The organism is Nocardioides sp. Z24_21, from assembly GCF_058134345.1.
Window position 1 is genome coordinate 897,127 of sequence record NZ_JBYTTH010000002.1, and the last position, 17,461, is coordinate 914,587.

Genomic DNA, 17,461 nt, shown 5'->3' on the forward strand with positions numbered 1-17,461 from the left:
GCGGGTCAGCGTCGGGGCTCGTAGACCCGCAGGGTGTCGCCGTCGTGCTCCTCGGACCGCCCGGCGTCGACGTAGGTGATCGAGCCCCCGCCCACGTCCTCGACGGACAGCGGGTCGCCCAGGACGGGGCAGGAGGCGACCTGCCCGTCCGCGGGGCCGCCATGCAGGATGACCTTCGGAGCGCTCATGCGCCGACCCTAGGCGACCCCGGCCGACGCAGGGCGAGGGGCAGCGTCGCCACCGCGATCGCGCCCGCGACCAGCAGGGCGGTCGTGAACGACGTGAGCTCGGCGATCACGCCGACGGCCACCGAGCCCAGCGCCGTCCCCGCGTCGAAGCCGACGTTCCACACCGCGCTGGCGAGGTGGTGGTGGCGGCGCGAGACGGCGGTGAACGACATCAGCAGGGTCAGGTTCTGCAGGCCGCCGTAGGACAGGCCGACCAGCAGCATCGCGACCAGGAACGAGCCGACCCGCGCGCCGTCGGAGTCCGCGACCGACCACGCCACGAGCGCCATGCCGACCCCGGTCAGGGGCACCAACGGCACGAGCAGGCGGTGGACCCCGTGACGGTCGGCGAGCACGCCGATCCGCCAGCGGCTGAGCGCGGCCGCGAGCCCCATCAGCAGCAGGCCGCCCGCCGCGACCGACGGGCGGTCGACCATCTGGGGCGTGAACGTCACCAGCGCGCCGCCCGCCAGGGTCACCGTGAGGAGCAGCAGCATCGGGCGCAGCAGCCGGACGTACGCCGCGGACGCCGGGTCGTGCGGATCGGGGGACTCCGCCGTGGCCGGGTGCGGCTCCTGGACGTCGGGGCGCAGGACCGAGGCGAGCCGCAGCGCCGCCGGGATCCCGGCCAGCGGGAGGGCGCTCACGGCGAACGCCACCCAGTAGCCGAGGCTCTCCGCGATCCACGGCCCGGCCGGAAGGAGCACCAGGTTGGGCGCCGCGACGGCGAGGCCGTAGGCGCCGATCGCCTCCCCGCGGCGCCGGGCGTCCACCAGCCCCGCGACGGCCGCGCTGCCGGTGACGGTCAGGACGCCGAAGCCCACGCCTCGCACCGCCGACACGGCGAGGACCACGCCGAGGTCGTCGCTCAGCGTCAGCAGCACGCCGGGGACGCCCAGCAGCAGCAGTCCCGCGGTGAGCACCGGCGCCCAGCCGAGGGTGCGCAGCGCGCGGGGGACGAAGAGCTGGGTGAGCACGGTGAAGAGCAGGAGCACGCCGTTGACGAGCCCGGCCCCGGCGGTGCCCGCCCCGCCCTCGACCGCCCACAGCGGCGCGACCGTCAGCAGGATCGCGTAGCCGGAGAACCCGGCGCACGACATCGCCATCAGCGGCGCCATGCCCGGCTGCCGCCAGATCGGGCCCCCAGCGCTCACGGCCCGGAGTCTAACGACGGCGCGGGCGACGACCTCGGCCCTAGTGTGGCCGGGTGAACGAGGAGCACCCGTCGCGTACGCCCGTCGACCCCGCCGCGCAGGCGGGGACGCGGTTGACTGGGGTGAGACTCCAGATCACTCGCGGAAGAGAAGCCGACATGACCCAGACCGCCGCCCCGAGCAGCGAGACCCCGCACGACGCCCCCTCCGAGCCGTGGGACGTCGTGGTGGTCGGCGCCGGCCCCGGTGGCCTGACGTGCGCGGCCTACCTCGCGGCCAACGGCAAGCGGGTGCTGGTCCTCGAGGCCAACCAGGTCGTCGGCGGGAGCACCCAGGTCTTCCGCCGCGCGGGCAACAAGTTCGAGTTCGACGTGGGCACCCACTACGTCGGCGAGTGCGGTCCCGGCGGCCGGATGCAGACCGCGCTGTCCGGGCTGGCCCTGACCGAGCGCATCACGTGGCTGCGGCAGCGCCCCGAGGGCCACTGCCAGATCATGATCCCCGGCACGACGTTCCAGACGCCGACCGGCTGGGACACCTACCTCGAGCATCTCCTCGCGGCGTTCCCCGACGAGGAGGCCGGCCTGCGCCGGTGCGTGCGGGTGATGCGGATCGTCGCGGCGGGCGAGGAGCCCCGCATGCGTCCGTGGATGCTGCTGCGCTGGGGCGTACGCCCGATCACGACGCTGATGGACGCGTGCGGGCTCAGCGCCGACGCGCAGGCGGTGATCCTCGCGGAGAACGGCGACTACACGTGGCCCCCGCACCGGACGCCCACCGCGATGCACGCCGGCTTCCTCCACCACTACCTGCAGGCCGGCGCCTACTACCCGCGCGGGGGCGGCCAGGTCATCGGCGCCCACCTCACCGACGTCGTGCAGTCGCACGGCGGCCGGGTGCGCACCAAGGCCCGGGTCGAGCAGATCCTCATCGAGGACGGACGCGCCGTGGGCGTGCGGCTCCGCGGCGGCGAGGTGATCCGCTCCGAGGTCGTCGTCTCAGCCGCGGACTACAAGAAGACGTGGACCGAGCTGGTCGGCGACGCCCACCTGACCCGCCGGCTGCGGCGCCGGCTGAAGGACCTCGAGATGACGCTGCCGATGTTCGCGGTCTACGTCGCGCTCGACGTCGACCTGCGCGAGCGCGGCACGCCGCCGCTGGCCTGGGTGTGGCCGACCAACGACGTCGACGGCTACTACCGCGAGGTCGCGGCCGGCCGTTGCCCCGAGCTGATGCCGGTGGGCATCAGCTGCCCGACCGCCAAGGACCCCGAGGGCACGCATTCCGCGCCGCCCGGCTACTCGACGCTCGAGCTGGTGAGCTGGGCGCCGAAGGACCACGCGTTCTGGAACGTCGACACCGACCCGGGCGACGGCGACGGCTACGGCCGCGACGAGCGCTACCGGCAGCTCAAGGACGAGCTCACCCAGCGGGTGCTGGACACCGCCGAGCTGATGATCCCCGACCTCCGCGAGCGGATGGTCTTCTGCGAGGCCTCCACGCCGATCACCCAGGAGCGCTTCACCCTCACCAGCGACGGCTCCTGCTACGGCATCGCGCCGCTCCTGCGCAACCTCGGCCCGTTCCGGCCGCGGGTCACGACCCACATCCCAGGGCTGTTCCTCGCCGGGGGCAGCACCCAGCACATGTTCGGCATCAACGCCACGATCTGGGGCGGGATGGGCACCGCCGGGACCATCCTGGGGCGCGACCTGGTCGAGGAGGTGCGCGACGGGGCGGTCTTCGTCGACGAGGCGCGCCTGACCGAGATCACGGACGACTTCGACCCGCTGCTCGCCTCCAAGCCGGGGTCGGCGATCCGGCGGCCCGCGCGCCGCCGTCCCCGGGCCACGGCCTGACCGGCTCGGGGACACGACCGGGCTCGCCCCCGGTCGTACGCTCGGCCGCGTGAGTGTGGGTCGTGTGGTCGTCGTCGGCGCCGGCCTGTCCGGCGTGGCCTGCGCCCGCGAGCTGCGGTCGGCGGGCCTGGACGCCACGGTGGTCGACCGTGGCCGGGTGCTCGGCGGCCGGATGGCCGCGCGGCGGTTGTGGGACCGGCCCGTCGACCTCGGGGCGTCCTACCTCACCGTCAGCGACCCGGGCTTCGCCGCCGTCGTCGACGACTGGGCGGCGCGCGGCCTGGCGCGCGAGTGGACCGACACCCTCTCCGTCCTCGGCGACGGCGACCCCGCGGAGACGGTCGGCCCGATGCGCTGGGGGGCGGCCCACGGCCTGCGCTCGCTGGTCGAGGACCTCGCGCGCGGCCTCGACGTCCACCGGCGAGACGTCACGACCCTCGACGAGGCCGACGCGGCGGACGCCGTCGTCCTGGCCATGCCCGACCCGCAGGCCCGGCGACTGGTGGGCGACCACCCGGTGGCCGAGGCCCTGGACCGCGAGTGGGAGCCGGTCGTCGCGGTGGCCGCCCGGTGGCTGCGGCGCACCTGGGACGGCGCGAGCCCGGGCGGTCGCTTCGAGGGCGCGTTCGTCAACGGCCACCCCGATGTCGGCTGGATCGCCGACGACGGCCGGCGTCGCGGTGACGACGCCGCGGTGCTCGTCGCCCACTCGACGCCCGAGCGCGCCGCGCGGCACCTCGACGACCCGGCGGCGGCCGCCCCGGCCGTCGTGGGTGCTGTCCGGCGACTGGTCGGTGCTGCCGAGCCCGACGACGTGCACGTCCACCGCTGGACCTTCGCCCGTCCGGTGGGACGCCGCGACGACCCCTTCGCCCTGGTCGAGGGGGCGCGGCTGGTCGGCGTCTGCGGCGACGGGTGGGGGCAGCGGCCGCGGGTCGAGGCCGCCTGGCTCTCGGGCGTACGCCTGGGGCGGGCGCTGGCCGAGCGGCTCGGGTGAGGGCCGCGTCACCTGGGGCGGAAGCCCGAGCACATGATCCGCAGGTGCTCGATCGCGTCGCCTCCGCGGTAGTAGGCCTGCTGCTCGGCGACGTACGAGCCGCCGGGGTTGGTCAGGTCGAGGCGGTAGCCCACGTGCGAGGTGTCGGCCACGTCCTCGCGCTCGGAGACGTCGACCACCCGCTCGATCTCGTCGGGCGGCTCGAACCACGACCCGAAGAGGATCTCCACGACGGCGTCGGGGCCGGTGCCCTCCCACAGCCGCCCGGGCGTGAGGCCCTTGAAGTCCACGTCGTCGGCGAGCACGGCGCGCAGCGCGGCCTCGTCCTTGGCGGCGATGGCGCTCGCCAGCCGTGCTCCCAGGGTCCCGCTCACGGCGCCCAGTGTGCTCCCGTGGGTCAGCGCGAGTCCAGCGTCGCGAGGTCGCGCTCGGCGTACGAGCGGTGCTCCCACTCCTCGCGGACCACCACCCGCAGGCAGTCGGCGACCGTCAGCGAGTCGGCGTCCCGCAGGAAGGGCGTGGCGGAGGAGACCGCTCGCTCGAGGCCCTCCTCGGTCAGGTCGTCGAGGACCGCGCCCACGGTGGCCCGCCGCTGCGCGCGCATCTCGAGCACCTCGTCGAGCCCCGGGCGCGCGTCGCGGTCCCACGGGACGCCGTCGTGCTCGGGCGCCTCGTCCCACGGCAGGTCGAGCGGGTGCCACGGCGCCGGGTCGGCCAGCACGACGCCCCCGACCCAGCAGGCGTGCGCGAACCCGAGGTGGCGCAGGGTCTGGACGAAGGACCACTCGCCGTCCACCTGCTCGTGCAGCGCCTCCGGCGGCAGGGCTCGGGCCCGGTCGACCGTCTCCGCCCACAGGCGGTCCAGTGTGTCGAAGGCGGTGCGGAGGCCTGCCGCGTCCGTGGGCCGCATCAGCGCGCGCTCGGGCGTGCGCCGGTCGAGCTCGGCCTCGACGAGCGGCACGACGTCGACGCCGTTGACCAGCACCCGCCCGAGCTCGCCGGAGATCTCGAGGTGCGGGGCCTCGACGCCGGTCATCCGGACCCCGTCGAGGTAGGCCGCGCGCACGCGGGTGCCGCTGAGGTCGACGTCGCGCAGGTCCATCCCGGTCAGGTACGCCTCGCGGAACGAGGCGCCGGAGAGATTGACGCGCTGGAACGTGGAGCCGCCCAGGTCCTGCTCGGTGAAGTCGGTCATGCCCAGCAGGCTAGAAGGCGTTGCGGACGGTCCGCGACCGGTTCGATGATGGGGCGATGACCGCCGCACCCCGCACGCCCGGCACCGTCGCGGTCCCCGGCGCCGTCCTGTCGTTCGACGTCGTCGGCGACCTCGCCGACGCCACCCCCGACACCCCGCCCCTGGTGCTGGCCGGGTCGCCGATGGACAGCACGGGGTTCGGCAGCCTCGCGGCCCGGCTCGACGGTCGGGTCCTCGTGCTCACCGATCCGCGCAACACCGGACGGAGCACCCCCGACGACGCCACGGCGGCGGTGACGCCCCAGCAGCACGCCGAGGACCTGCACGCGCTCGTCGCCGCGCTCGGGGCGGGGCAGGTGGACGTGTTCGCCAGCTCCGGCGCGGCGGTCAACCTCCTCCACCTGCTCGCCGCGCACCCTGACGACGTACGCATCCTGGTGGCCCACGAGCCGCCGATGGCCGGGCTGCTGCCCGACGCCGACGCGATCGCCCGGGCCTGCGACGACATGGTGGCGACCTACGACGCCTCGGGCCAGGGGCCGGCGATGGCGCGGTTCATCGCGCTGGTGACGCACCGCGGCGAGGTCACCGGCGACGAGCCGGCGCCGGACCCGGCGATGTTCGGCCTGCCGACCGAGGACGACGGCTCACGCGACGACCCCCTGATGGCCAACGTGCGCGGGGGAGCAGTCATCTCGGTGCCGGACCTCGACGCCGTGCGCGCCGCGCCGACCCGGGTGGTCGTCGGCGTGGGGGAGGAGTCCGGCGGTCCCGACGACGGCGAGATCGCGGGACGGGCCGCCCACGCCGTCGCGCGAGCGCTCGGGCAGGAGCCGGTGGTGTTCCCCGGCGGACACAACGGCTTCCTCGGTGGCGAGTTCGGCCAGACCGGCGCCCCGGACGAGTTCGCCGCGCGGTTGCGCGAGGTGCTCGCTACCAGGTGAGCTCGATCTCGACCTCGTTGTCCTCGCCGAGCTCGACCTCGACCTTGAGCTTGACCTCGTCGGGCACCGAGACGGTGACCTTGCCGCCGTCGCGCAGGAACTCGACGGAGTTGTGCTTGGCCAGCGAGTCGGCGAGCGCGTGCAGCCGGGTGGCCGCCTCCTCGCGGGTCATGGTGCGGGTCTCGTCCATCTCGAAGAGGTCCATGGCGGTGAACCTATCGGGTGGCTACAACCCGAGCATCCGCCCGATGATCTCCTTCTGGATCTCGGTCGTGCCGCCGTAGATCGTCTGGATCCGCGAGTCCGTGTAGGCCTTGGAGATGGGGTACTCGTCCATGTAGCCGTAGCCGCCGTGCAGCTGCACCCCGGCGTCGACGACGCGCTTCTGCAGCTCGGTCGTCCACCACTTCGCCATCGAGGCGAGCGCCGTGTCGACCTCGCCGGCGTTGAGCCGCAGCACGCAGTCGTTGATGAAGACCCGCGCGATGTGCGCCTCGGTGGCCATCTCGGCGAGCACGAAGCGGTTGTGCTGGAACTTCCCGATGGGCTTGCCGAACGCCTCGCGCTCCTTGGCGTAGGCCAGGCACAGGTCGAGGACGTGCTCGATGGCGGCGACGGCGATGCAGCCGATCGAGACGCGCTCCTGGGGCAGGTTCTCCATCAGCGAGACGAACCCCGTTCCCTCCGCGCCGAGCAGGTTGGCCTTGGGCACGCGGACGTCGGCGAAGGACAGCTCCGCGGTGTCCTGGGCGTGCAGCCCCATCTTGGCCAGGTTGCGTCCGCGCTCGAAGCCCTCCATGCCGCGCTCGACGACCAGCAGCGAGATGCCTTGGTGGCCGGCGTCGGGGTCGGTGCGGCAGACCACCACGACGAGGTCGGCCAGGATGCCGTTGGAGATGAACGTCTTCGACCCGTTGAGGACGTAGTGGTCACCGGCGTCGACCGCGGTCGTGCGGATGCCCTGGAGGTCGGACCCGGCGCCCGGCTCGGTCATCGCGATGGCGGTGACGAGGTCGCCGGAGACACAGCCCGGAAGCCACCGCCGCTTCTGCTCCTCGGTCCCCAGCGACGAGATGTAGGGGACGATGATGTCGGTGTGCACCGCGAAGCCGGGCCCGGTGGCGCCGGCGCGCGCGGCCTCCTCGGCGAGCACCATGTTGTAGCGGAAGTCCTTGATGCCCGGCCCGCCGTAGGCCTCGTCGACGTCGAAGCAGAGCAGGCCGCGCTCCCCGGCCCGGCGCCACACCTCGCGGTCGACGATGCCCGCCTCCTCCCACGCGGTGTGGTGGGGCACCACCTCCTTGTCGAAGAAGGCGCGCGCGACGGCGCGGAAGTCCTCGTGCTCCTGCTCGAGGATGGTGGGGCGCTCAGGCATGTGTTCCTCTCGGTGAGGGTGCGGGCCGTTCGGCTCAGGACACCCATTCCTTCACCTGCGCCACGGTGGCGGCAGGGTCCTCGCTGACGGGCGTGATGTTGAGGTCGGTGACGCCGGCCTCGCGGAACGCCTCGATCCGCTCCTTGACGTACGACGCCGGGCCGACGAGGTTGGCGGCCTCGAGCCACTCGGTCGGCACCAGCGCCTCGGCCTCCCGCTTCTTGCCGGAGAGGTAGAGCTCCTGGATCTGCTCGGCCTCCCGCTCGTAGCCGTAGGCGCGGGCGACGTCGTTGTAGAAGTTCTTGCCCTTGGCGCCCATGCCGCCGACGTAGAGCGCGAAGATCGGGCGCGCGAAGTCGAGGAGCGAGGTGGTGTCGGGGCCCTCGCCGATGGAGACCATGCCCCCGGCCATCACCTGCAGCGGGCCCAGGCCGGGCTGGCGCTTCGCGGCGCCCGCCGCCAGGGCGTCGCCCCACACGCGGTGCGCCTTCTCGGGGTGGAAGAGGTGGGGGATCCAGCCGTCGGCGATCGCGGCGGTCTGCTCGACGTTCTTCGGGCCCAGCGCGGCGATCCACATCGGGACGGTGTCGCGCTCGGGACGGTTGAGCAGCTTGAGCGGCTTGCCGAGGCCGGTGACGGCGCCGTGCTCCTTGTCGAGCGGCAGGTGGAACTCCCCGGCGGCCGACAGCGGCTCGCGCCTCAGGCCGCTGCGGATGATCTCGACGACCTCGGCGGTGCGCGCCATCGGCCGGCTGTAGGGCACGCCGTGGAAGCCCTCGACCACCTGCGGACCGCTCACGCCGAGGCCCAGGATCGCCCGACCCTGGCTGACGTTGTCGAGCCCGGCGGCGGTCTGGAGCAGGGCGCCGGGCGTGCGGGAGTAGATGTTGAGGATGCCCGAGCCGATCCGGACGGTCTCCGTCTTCGCGGCCAGGTAGCCCATCAGCGTGGGGGAGTCGAAGCCGTAGGCCTCTGCGACCCACACGCTGTCGAGGCCGGCCCGCTCGAGCGCGACGACCTCGTCGGCCGCCGTGCGGGGGTTGCCGTCGTACATCAGCAGGGAGGCGAGGCGCATGCAGCAATCGTGACAGTGCCGCTGTCACGATGGCAAGGGTCGCCGCGTGGTGCTCAGCGGCCCAGGTCGGGCACCACCTCGGCACCGGGGAGGCCGGCGAGCGCGGGCCCGGGCACCAGCAGCTTGGAGCGGCGTACGCCGCTGCCGATCACCACGACCGGCTCGGCGAGCAGCGCCTCGTGCACCAGCACGCGCCACCCGGACGGGAGCCCGACCGGGGTGATGCCGCCGTGCTCCATGCCGGTCTCGGCCACCGCGCGCTCCATGGGGAGGAACGACGCCTTGCGCACGTCGAGCATCCGGCGCACGAGCGTGTTGACGTCGGCCCGCGTGTCGGCACGCACCACGCACGCCGCGACCCGCTCCTCGCCGGCCCGCGAGCCCGCCACGACGACGCAGTTGCCGCTGGCGGTCATCGCGATGCCGTAGGCCTCGCTCATCGCGGCGGTGTCGGCGAGGTCGGGGGCGATCTCGACGACCGCCACGTCGGCGGCGCCCGGCCACGAGTCGAGCGCCGCGGCGACGGGCGGCGCGAGCAGCTCGGGGTGCTCGGTGGCCGGCAGGGACGTCAGGGAGGGGAGGCTGGGGAGCGTCACGGGGTCATCATCCGCCATTCATCCCGACGCCATCTCGGCACCACCGCCGGGTCGCCCGCGGCGGGCACGGTGGTGCCGTGACGGTGACTCGCGAGGCCCCCCGGGCCAGGACGGTCTCGACCTCGTCGTTGGTCGCGACCCCTGCCGTGGTTGCGCACCGCGGCGCCAGCGGGCACCGTCCCGAGCACACGCTCGGCGCCTATCGCACGGCCATCCGGATGGGCGTCGACGACATCGAGATCGACCTCGTCGCCACCCGCGACGGGGTGCTCGTGGCGCGCCACGACCTGGACCTGGGGGCGACCACCGACGTGGCCGACCACCCCCGGCTGGCGCACCTGCGCCGCACCCGCAGCATCGACGGGGTCGACCAGCGGGCCTGGTTCGTCCAGGACCTCACGCTGGCCGAGGTCACGACGCTCGCCGCCCGTGAGCGGATGCCCGCCACCCGCCCGGCCAGCGCGGCGTACGACGGGACGGAGGGGGTGCCGAGCCTCACCGAGGTGCTGGCGATGGCCGGTGCGGAGTCGGCCAGGCGGGGTCGGCCCGTCGGGCTGATGCTCGAGCTCAAGCACGCCGCCCACCACGACGCGGCAGGGCTGCCGCTCGAGGTGCCGCTCCTGCGCGGCCTCGCCCGGCACGGCCTCGACGACCCCTGGGCGCGGGTGACGCTGATGTCCTTCGAGTCGCCCGTCCTGCGACGCCTGACCCGCCTGACCCGGCTCCCGTTGGTGCAGCTGCTGGCGCCGGGGCACCTGCCGCCGCCGGAGGAGCTCGACAAGATCGACGAGTACGCCGACGGAGTCGGCGCGCACACCTCCCTGGTGCTCCCGCGCGACGGCGGGGGAGCGATCGGCGCGCCGTCCACGCTCGTGCGCGATGCCCACCGGCGCGGGCTGACGGTCCACGCGTGGACCGTGCGCGCGGAGAACCGCTTCCTGCCCACCAACCTCCGCCGCGGTCATGCCCGCGACGCACCCGGTGACATGGCAGCCGAGGTGCGGGCGCTGCTCGCTGCCGGGGTCGACGGCGTGATCACCGACCACCCCCAGGAGGCGCTGGTGGTGCGGGAGGTGCAAGGCAACGCCTCGCACCGGCGTACGCTCGCCCCGTGACCCACGCCGGCGCCCCCTCGACCCCGCTCCTCGAGCGCATCCGCGCATCGGTGATCGGCGACGACCAGGTGATGCACGGCCCCTACGGACCCCGGCGCGTCACCTACGCCGACTACACCGCGTCGGGTCGCAGCCTGAGCTTCATCGAGGACTTCATCCGCACCGAGGTGCTGCCGGCCTACGCCAACACCCACACCGAGGCGAGCGGCACCGGCCTCCAGACGACCCGGCTGCGCGAGGACGCGCGGCGGATCATCCGCGACGCCGTCGGTGGCGACGAGGAGACGGTCGTCGTCTTCTGCGGGTCCGGCAGCACCGCGGCCATCGACAAGATGATCGGCATCCTCGGCCTCCGCGTGCCCTCCACCCTCGAGGACCGCTACGCCCTCAGCGACGCGATCCCCGCCGACGAGCGCCCGGTGGTCTTCCTCGGCCCGTTCGAGCACCACTCCAACGAGGTGAGCTGGCGCGAGACCATCGCCGACGTCGTCACCATCCACGAGGACGCCGACGGCCGGGTCTCGCTCGACCACCTCCGCGAGGAGCTCGATCGCCACGCCGACCGGCCCCTCAAGATCGGCTCGTTCTCGGCTGCCTCCAACGTGACCGGCATCGTCACCGACACCGAGGGCGTCGCCGACCTGCTGCACCAGCACGGCGCGCTGAGCTTCTGGGACTTCGCCGCGTGCGCGCCCTACGTCGACATCGAGATGTACGGGCCGGGTGGCTCGCACAAGGACGCGATCTTCCTCAGCCCCCACAAGTTCATCGGCGGCCCCGGCACCCCCGGGGTCCTCGTCGTGCGCCGCGAGCTCATGGCCAACCGGGTGCCGGTCGTGCCCGGCGGCGGCACGGTGATGTACGTCAACACCTCCGAGCACCGCTACCTCGACGACCCGGCGCACCGGGAGGAGGGCGGCACCCCCGCGATCGTGGAGTCCATCCGCGCCGGGCTGGTCTTCCAGCTCAAGCAGGCCGTCGGGGTGGAGACGATCCAGCAGCACGAGGAGGAGCTGCTCGGGCGGGCCGTGGAGGCGTGGGTCGCCGAGCCGACCATCCAGATCCTCGGCAACCTCGACTCCCAGCGGCTCTCGATCGTCTCCTTCGTCATCAAGGCGCCCGACGGCGCCTATCTGCACCACAACTTCGTCGTCGCGCTCCTCAACGACCTGTTCGGCATCCAGACGCGCGGCGGCTGCTCGTGCGCCGGCCCCTACGGGCACCGCCTGCTCGACATCGACCTCGACCGCAGCCACCGCTTCGAGGCCCAGATCGCCGGCGGGTGCGAGGGCATCAAGCCCGGCTGGGTGCGGGTCAACTTCAACTACTTCCTCGACGAGGAGGTCTTCACCTACGTCGTGGAGGCGGTGCGGCTCGTCGCCCGCGAGGGCTGGCGGCTGCTCGGCGACTACCGGTTCGACCCCCTCACCGGCCTGTGGCACCACCGCACCGGCCCGGTCGAGCCGCCGCTGCGCCTGACCGACGTGACCTACGGCCCCGACGGCACGATGACCTGGCCGACGCACCCGCAGACGGCCCCCGTCTCGGTGCTCCGTGAGCACCTCGACGAGGGCCGCGCGATCATGGCCGCCGCGTCGCCGCCCGACTGGTCCGACACCGCCCACCTCGACGAGGACTTCGACGCCCTCAGGTGGTTCGCGCTGCCCGCCTGCTCCCTGGGCTAGGCATCACGGCTGGGAGCGCGCCGGCCCTCGCCCGGTGGGCCAGACGGTGGCGGCGAGCCCGGCGGCGCCGGCCACGAGCCACGGCATCGGCATCAGCCAGCGCAGCTGGTGGGTCTCCACCACGTCGCCCTGCAGGAGCGCCCACACCACCACCATGCCGGCGAAGGCGACGCCCATCACGAGCTGGCCGACGTTGACCGGGTGCAGGCCCGTGGCGCGGGCGGGTGCGTCGAGAGGGCCGGTCATCGGCTCGTCGTACGCCGTCGGCCAGGCGTCCGGCCCGGCGGTGGCGTCCACCGGGGCGCCGGTGTCGTAGGAGAACGCGTCGAGTCCCGCGGGGCGGAGCTCGTCGTTCCGGTGGTCGTTCTGGTTCTCGTTGTCGCTCATGGCAGTGCTCCTCAGGCCGCTTCGCGGACGACGACCTCGCCGCCGACCAGGTCGATGGTGATGGACATGTCGGGGACGCCGTCGCCGCCGTCGACGAAGCCCTCCTGGCTGATGGCGAAGCCCCCGCTGCGCTGGCCGAAGACCACGGCGCTGCCACCGACCACCTCGGCCCGGACGTCGACGTCCATCCCCTCGGGCACGATCACGTCGACCTGCCCGCCGACCGCGTCGATCGCGACGTCGCGGCCGTCGAGCCCGTCGACGTCGGAGACCCCGGAGAGGTCGAGCGTGAACCGGCCGCCCCCGAAGTCGTACGTGTCCTCGACGCCCGCGGCGGTGGTCGGGGCGACGTAGCGGTTCTCGTCACCGATGGTGCTGTTGACGGTCGTCACGGCGGTGGTGATCGCCGCCACCAGGCCCAGCAGGATCAGGCCTCCGGCGCGACCCCAGAACGAGCCGAGCACCAGCATCACGGCGGTGATGCCGAGCGCCAGCGCCGGGTAGGCGCTGTCCGCGACCGTCCCGCCGGCGACGTCGACCACGCCGAGGACGCCCTCGGCCAGCGCGATCAACGCAAGGGTGAACCAGAACAGGATCGGCCCGCGCCGGCGCGGGGTGCGCGGCTCCGGTCGCGGCGTGCGGGCGTAGGACGTCCACGCCGGGTCGGTGGGGGGTGCCCAGGCAGGCTCCGGCGGGGGAGCGTAGGCCGTGGGCTCCATGGGCCCCGCGTACGTGGTGCCGGCGCGTGGGGGCGGTGACCCCGGCTGCTTGCGGTGCAGGAACCACACCACGAGGGCGGCGACGATCGCCAGCGGCCACGGGAACCACAAGGCGCCGGCCCAGTCGCTGAGCGCGGCGACCAGGGCGAGCACGCCGGCGGCGCCGAGGGCGATCGTCCGGTTGCGCTCATCGAGGCCCAGCGGCTCGTCGGCGGTGCCCTCCTCGGGCACCAGGAGCCAGACCGCGACGTAGACGATGAGTCCGGCGCCGCCGAAGAAGGCCCCCACCGCCAGCGCCACGCGCACGATGATCGGGTCGATGTCGAGGTGGCGGGCGATGCCGCCGGCCACGCCCGCGACGTACCGGTCGGTGACGCTGCGCCGGAGCCGGCCGAGATCCTTCATCTCGTCGCGGGTGACGCGAGGGCCCGACGGGGGAGGGGTGGCCGGGGCGGGCTGCTCGGCGGAGGGGTTGACGTCGTCCATGGCTCCACTCTCCCCGCGTGCGCCGCCCGCCACCATCGGGGACAGCCCTGATCCGTGCGGTGGCTCCCGGGGTGGGGGTCAGGGTCGGCTCGGGGTCGAACCTCATGGTCGCGGCCCTGCGCGCCTGCGACGATGGAGCCACGATGAGCCATCCCCCGCCCCCCGCCCGCCCGGCCGCCCGCCCGTCCCGTCCGTCCCACCCGGACGAGCCGCGCCGCGCCTACCGCGACCTCTCCGCACCCCTGGTGGGCGGGGTGGCCTCGGGCCTGGCGCGCCACCTCGGGCTGCCGGTGCTCTGGGTGCGGGGGTTCTTCGTCGCGACCGCGTTCCTCGGCGGCTTCGGACTCATCCTCTACGCCGGCCTGTGGGTGTTCCTGCCCGCCGGTCAGCACTTCGAGGTCGGCGCTCCCGGCCTGGAGAGCGCGACCCGCACCGGCAAGCGTCCCGGGCGCCGCTCGCTGCTGCGCGACGCCGGGCCCGCGGTCGCGCTCGGCGCCCTCTTCCTCGGCGTGGTGCTCGGCGTCGAGGCCCTGTTCGGCCAGGGGGCCCTGTTCTGGCCGGTGGTCCTCGCGATCGCCGGCGTCGGACTGCTCTGGCGCCAGGCCGACGAGGCGCAGCGCGAGCGCTGGATGGACTCCTCGGGCCGCATCGACCCGTTCCGGGCGATCTTCGGCAACGGCGGCTGGGCCGCCTACGGCCGCATCGCGGCCGGGCTGGGACTCATCGTCACCGCGCTCGTCGTCTTCGCCCTCGCCGGCCGCGCGACGATCGCGGTCCCCGTCGTGGTCGCGGGGCTGCTGGGGCTGCTCGGCCTGGCCATCGTGGTCGGCCCGTGGGTCCTGCGCCTGGTCAACGACCTCGGCGCCGAGCGGGCCGAGCGGGTGCGCACCCAGGAGCGCGCCGACATGGCCGCCCACCTGCACGACTCGGTGCTCCAGACCCTCGCGCTCATCCAGAAGAACGCCCACGACGCCACCACCGTCGCCCGGCTCGCCCGCTCGCAGGAGCGCGACCTGCGCCAGTGGCTCTTCGAGGCCGACACCCCCGACACCACCACGCTCGCCGGTGCACTCAAGGAGATGGCCGCCGACGTCGAGTCGCAGCACCCCGTCGTCGTCGACGTCGTCACCGTCGGCGACTGCGACCTCGACGAGTCGCTGCGCCCCGTCGTCCTCGCGGCCCGCGAGGCCGTGGTCAACGCCGCCAAGCACGCCGGAACCCAGCGTGCCGACGTCTACGCCGAGACCACCCCGGGAGCCGTCGACGTGTTCGTGCGCGACCGCGGCGCCGGCTTCGACCCCGGCGCCGTCGCCGCCGACCGCCACGGCGTCCGCAGCAGCATCGTGGACCGGTTGGCGCGCCACGGCGGCAGCGCGGACGTACGCTCGGCACCCGGTGAGGGGACCGAGGTGCGCCTGCACATGCCGCGCGCTCCCCACCGGCACGACCGCCCGCACGACCGCCCGCACGACAGCCCGCCCGACCGCGAGGAGACCCGATGAACCAGGCCAGCCCAGAGCGTCCCGTGCGCGTCGTCCTCGTCGACGACCACGCGATGTTCCGCGCCGGGGTGCGTGCCGAGCTCGCCGCGAGCGGTGCGGGGCTGGTCGAGGTCGTCGGCGAGGCGGCCGACGCCGACGCCGCGGTCGCCGTGGTGCGCGAGCTGCAGCCGCAGGTGGTGCTGCTCGACGTGCACCTGCCCGGCGGTGGCGGCGTCGAGGTGATGCGGCGCCATCCGGCGCCCGACACCCTCTACCTGGCGCTCTCGGTCTCCGACGCCGCCGAGGACGTCATCGGCACCATCCGCGGGGGTGCGCGCGGCTACGTCACCAAGACGATCACGGGCCCCGAGCTCGTCGACGCCATCCTGCGCGTCGCGGGCGGCGACGCGGTGTTCTCCCCGCGGCTGGCCGGGTTCGTGCTCGACGCGTTCGCCGGCTCCATCGACGTCGCCGCCGTCGACGAGGACCTCGACCGCCTCACCGAGCGCGAGCGTGAGGTGATGCGCCTGATCGCCCGCGGCTACGCCTACAAGGAGGTCGCCAAGGAGCTCTTCATCTCGGTCAAGACGGTCGAGACCCACATGTCGTCGGTGCTGCGCAAGCTCCAGCTGTCGAGTCGCCACGAGCTGACCAAGTGGGCCTCCGACCGCCGCCTGCTCTGAGCGGCACCGCGCCCGTCCGGGTGGGCGGCGATTGACAAAGCCCTCGCCGAGGCGCTGGGGTCGGGGAATGGCAGACACTGCGTCCCCCGCGACCGTCGCCGACGACGACGGCGGGCTCAAGCGGTCGATCACCGGTCGCCTCCTGTTCTTCTACGTCCTCGGAGACGTGCTGGGCTCCGGCATCTACGTCCTCATCGGCTCCGTCGCCGGCGAGGTGGGCGGAGCCTTCTGGGCCGCCTTCGCCGTCGGTGTGACGGTCGCCGGCTTCACCGGCCTGGCCTACGCCGAGCTCGCCACGAAGTACCCCCAGGCGGCCGGCGCCTCGCTCTACGTCAACAAGGCGTTCGGCAAGAAACCGCTGACGTTCCTCACCACGGTGACCTACCTGTCGGCCACCTTCGCCGCCGCCGGGTCGCTCGCGGCCGGCTTCTCGCAGTACGTCGCCGAGGTCTGGGACGCGCCGCCCGCCCTGCTGGTGATGATCGCCTTCATCCTGCTGCTCGCGCTGCTCAACTTCATCGGCATCACCGAGTCGGTGGTCGCCAACATGCTGATGACCTTCGTCGAGATCATCGGCCTGGTCATCGTGGTCGTCATCGCCATCATCTACATCGGGCAGGGCAAGGCCGACTTCTCCGCGCTCGGCGACTTCTCGACCGGCGACAACGTCATCTTCGCGATCGTCGCCGGTGTCGCCCTGTCGTTCTTCGCGATGACCGGCTTCGAGAACGTCGCCAACGTCGCCGAGGAGACCGTCGACCCCAGCAAGAACTTCCCGATCGCGCTGATCGGCGGCATGGCCACCGCGGGCGTGATCTACGTGCTGGTGTCGATGTCGGCGGCCCTCACGGTCCCGATCGACACCCTCGCCGAGTCCGACGCCGCCCTGCTCGAGGTCGTCAAGGCCGGCATCCTGCCGCTGTCAGTCACCGCCATGACGCTGATCTTCGCGATCATCGCGATGGTCGCCATCACCAACACCACGCTCGTCCAGGTCGTCACCCAGTCGCGCATCCTCTACGGCATGGCCCGCGAGGACGTCGTGCCCGCCGCGTTCGGCAAGATCCACAGCTCGCGCCGCAGCCCCTACGTCGCCCTGGTCTTCAGCGCCGCCGTCGTCATCGGCCTGGTGGTCGCCGGCGACGTGCTGGGCCGCATCGGTCTCGACGTCGACATCGTGAGCCGCCTGGCCTCGGTGACCGTGGCGCTGCTGCTGGCCGTCTACGCCGGCGTCATCATCTCCTGCTTCAAGCTGCGCGGGCAGGACGAGTCCGACGACACGTTCCGTGCGCCGAGCGTCCTGCTCGTGCTGGGACTCGTCGGCAACATCGTGCTGCTCGGCTACGTGGTCGTCACCGACCCGTCCTCGTTGATCTGGTGCGCGGCCCTCGTCGGACTCGGCGGGATCCTCTACGTTGTGGAGAAGGTGTTCGGGTCGCGCAACCCCGACTCCGCCGACACCGGCGCCGTGAAGGGAGCCTGA

18 protein-coding genes are annotated in these 17,461 nt (G+C 73.5%); 8 read left to right on the top strand and 10 right to left on the bottom strand.

Annotated features, from left to right (window positions below):
* Positions 1-5: 5 nt before the first annotated feature.
* Both AC3X7Z_RS10735 and AC3X7Z_RS10740 read right to left on the bottom strand, forming a co-directional pair.
* Positions 6-188, bottom strand: a complete 183-nt coding sequence (locus AC3X7Z_RS10735; protein ID WP_489975896.1) for a hypothetical protein — start codon at positions 186-188, stop codon at positions 6-8.
* Positions 185-1,381 (bottom strand): MFS transporter, encoded by a 1,197-nt coding sequence (locus tag AC3X7Z_RS10740; RefSeq protein ID WP_489975897.1) that lies wholly within the window; start codon positions 1,379-1,381, stop codon positions 185-187. The genes AC3X7Z_RS10735 and AC3X7Z_RS10740 overlap by 4 nt, the downstream gene beginning before the upstream one ends.
* A 158-nt stretch (positions 1,382-1,539) precedes the next feature.
* On the opposite strand from AC3X7Z_RS10740, the gene AC3X7Z_RS10745 reads away from it, so the two are divergent.
* Both AC3X7Z_RS10745 and AC3X7Z_RS10750 read left to right on the top strand, forming a co-directional pair.
* Complete coding sequence (locus AC3X7Z_RS10745; protein WP_489975898.1) at positions 1,540-3,240, top strand: phytoene desaturase family protein; 1,701 nt, start codon at positions 1,540-1,542, stop codon at positions 3,238-3,240.
* A 49-nt stretch (positions 3,241-3,289) separates the two neighbouring features.
* A complete protein-coding gene (locus AC3X7Z_RS10750) occupies positions 3,290-4,237 on the top strand; it encodes an NAD(P)/FAD-dependent oxidoreductase (protein ID WP_489975899.1) in 948 nt (315 codons plus the stop codon).
* 8 nt (positions 4,238-4,245) lie between these two features.
* On the opposite strand, the gene AC3X7Z_RS10755 is transcribed toward AC3X7Z_RS10750, so the two are convergent.
* Together AC3X7Z_RS10755 and AC3X7Z_RS10760 are read right to left on the bottom strand one after the other, a co-directional pair.
* On the bottom strand, positions 4,246-4,611 hold the full coding sequence (locus AC3X7Z_RS10755; RefSeq protein WP_186341298.1) for a hypothetical protein: 366 nt from the start codon (positions 4,609-4,611) through the stop codon (positions 4,246-4,248).
* A 23-nt stretch (positions 4,612-4,634) separates the two neighbouring features.
* Positions 4,635-5,432, bottom strand: coding sequence for a DinB family protein (locus tag AC3X7Z_RS10760; protein ID WP_489975900.1), 798 nt, complete (start codon positions 5,430-5,432; stop codon positions 4,635-4,637).
* 56 nt (positions 5,433-5,488) lie between these two features.
* Between AC3X7Z_RS10760 and AC3X7Z_RS10765 the strand changes: the two genes are divergently transcribed.
* Positions 5,489-6,376, top strand: coding sequence for an alpha/beta fold hydrolase (locus AC3X7Z_RS10765; protein WP_489975901.1), 888 nt, complete (start codon positions 5,489-5,491; stop codon positions 6,374-6,376).
* On the opposite strand, the gene AC3X7Z_RS10770 is transcribed toward AC3X7Z_RS10765, so the two are convergent.
* The 4 genes from AC3X7Z_RS10770 to AC3X7Z_RS10785 are packed head-to-tail and all read right to left on the bottom strand — an operon-like array spanning position 6,366 to position 9,422.
* Positions 6,366-6,581 carry an amphi-Trp domain-containing protein gene (locus tag AC3X7Z_RS10770; protein ID WP_186341301.1) on the bottom strand — a complete coding sequence of 72 codons (216 nt, stop codon included), beginning with the start codon at positions 6,579-6,581 and terminating at the stop codon, positions 6,366-6,368. The two genes, AC3X7Z_RS10765 and AC3X7Z_RS10770, sit on opposite strands and share 11 nt — an antisense overlap.
* Before the next feature lie 21 nt (positions 6,582-6,602).
* Positions 6,603-7,751 (bottom strand): acyl-CoA dehydrogenase family protein, encoded by a 1,149-nt coding sequence (locus AC3X7Z_RS10775; protein ID WP_186341302.1) that lies wholly within the window; start codon positions 7,749-7,751, stop codon positions 6,603-6,605.
* A 34-nt stretch (positions 7,752-7,785) separates the two neighbouring features.
* Positions 7,786-8,826 carry an LLM class F420-dependent oxidoreductase gene (locus tag AC3X7Z_RS10780; protein ID WP_489975902.1) on the bottom strand — a complete coding sequence of 347 codons (1,041 nt, stop codon included), beginning with the start codon at positions 8,824-8,826 and terminating at the stop codon, positions 7,786-7,788.
* A gap of 53 nt (positions 8,827-8,879) precedes the next feature.
* Positions 8,880-9,422, bottom strand: a complete 543-nt coding sequence (locus AC3X7Z_RS10785) for a YbaK/EbsC family protein (protein ID WP_489975903.1) — start codon at positions 9,420-9,422, stop codon at positions 8,880-8,882.
* A 77-nt stretch (positions 9,423-9,499) separates the two neighbouring features.
* On the opposite strand from AC3X7Z_RS10785, the gene AC3X7Z_RS10790 reads away from it, so the two are divergent.
* Together AC3X7Z_RS10790 and AC3X7Z_RS10795 are read left to right on the top strand one after the other, a co-directional pair.
* The gene (locus AC3X7Z_RS10790; protein WP_489975904.1) at positions 9,500-10,537 is read left to right on the top strand and encodes a glycerophosphodiester phosphodiesterase family protein; all 1,038 of its coding nucleotides are present in this window, start codon (positions 9,500-9,502) and stop codon (positions 10,535-10,537) included.
* Positions 10,534-12,222 (top strand): aminotransferase class V-fold PLP-dependent enzyme, encoded by a 1,689-nt coding sequence (locus AC3X7Z_RS10795; protein WP_241005333.1) that lies wholly within the window; start codon positions 10,534-10,536, stop codon positions 12,220-12,222. The genes AC3X7Z_RS10790 and AC3X7Z_RS10795 overlap by 4 nt, the downstream gene beginning before the upstream one ends.
* Before the next feature lie 3 nt (positions 12,223-12,225).
* On the opposite strand, the gene AC3X7Z_RS10800 is transcribed toward AC3X7Z_RS10795, so the two are convergent.
* Positions 12,226-12,609 (bottom strand): hypothetical protein, encoded by a 384-nt coding sequence (locus AC3X7Z_RS10800; protein ID WP_186341305.1) that lies wholly within the window; start codon positions 12,607-12,609, stop codon positions 12,226-12,228.
* An 11-nt stretch (positions 12,610-12,620) separates the two neighbouring features.
* Positions 12,621-13,814 carry a PspC domain-containing protein gene (locus AC3X7Z_RS10805; protein ID WP_489975905.1) on the bottom strand — a complete coding sequence of 398 codons (1,194 nt, stop codon included), beginning with the start codon at positions 13,812-13,814 and terminating at the stop codon, positions 12,621-12,623.
* A 143-nt stretch (positions 13,815-13,957) separates the two neighbouring features.
* Here AC3X7Z_RS10805 and AC3X7Z_RS10810 point away from each other — a divergent pair, with 143 nt between their 5' ends.
* The 3 genes from AC3X7Z_RS10810 (at position 13,958) to AC3X7Z_RS10820 (ending at position 17,461) form a co-directional block, all read left to right on the top strand.
* On the top strand, positions 13,958-15,316 hold the full coding sequence (locus AC3X7Z_RS10810; protein WP_489975906.1) for a PspC domain-containing protein: 1,359 nt from the start codon (positions 13,958-13,960) through the stop codon (positions 15,314-15,316).
* Positions 15,313-15,978, top strand: a complete 666-nt coding sequence (locus AC3X7Z_RS10815) for a LuxR C-terminal-related transcriptional regulator (protein WP_186341308.1) — start codon at positions 15,313-15,315, stop codon at positions 15,976-15,978. Before AC3X7Z_RS10810 ends, AC3X7Z_RS10815 begins: the two co-directional genes overlap by 4 nt.
* A gap of 67 nt (positions 15,979-16,045) precedes the next feature.
* Positions 16,046-17,461: an APC family permease gene (locus tag AC3X7Z_RS10820; protein ID WP_489975907.1), complete on the top strand. Its 1,416-nt coding sequence runs from the start codon at positions 16,046-16,048 to the stop codon at positions 17,459-17,461.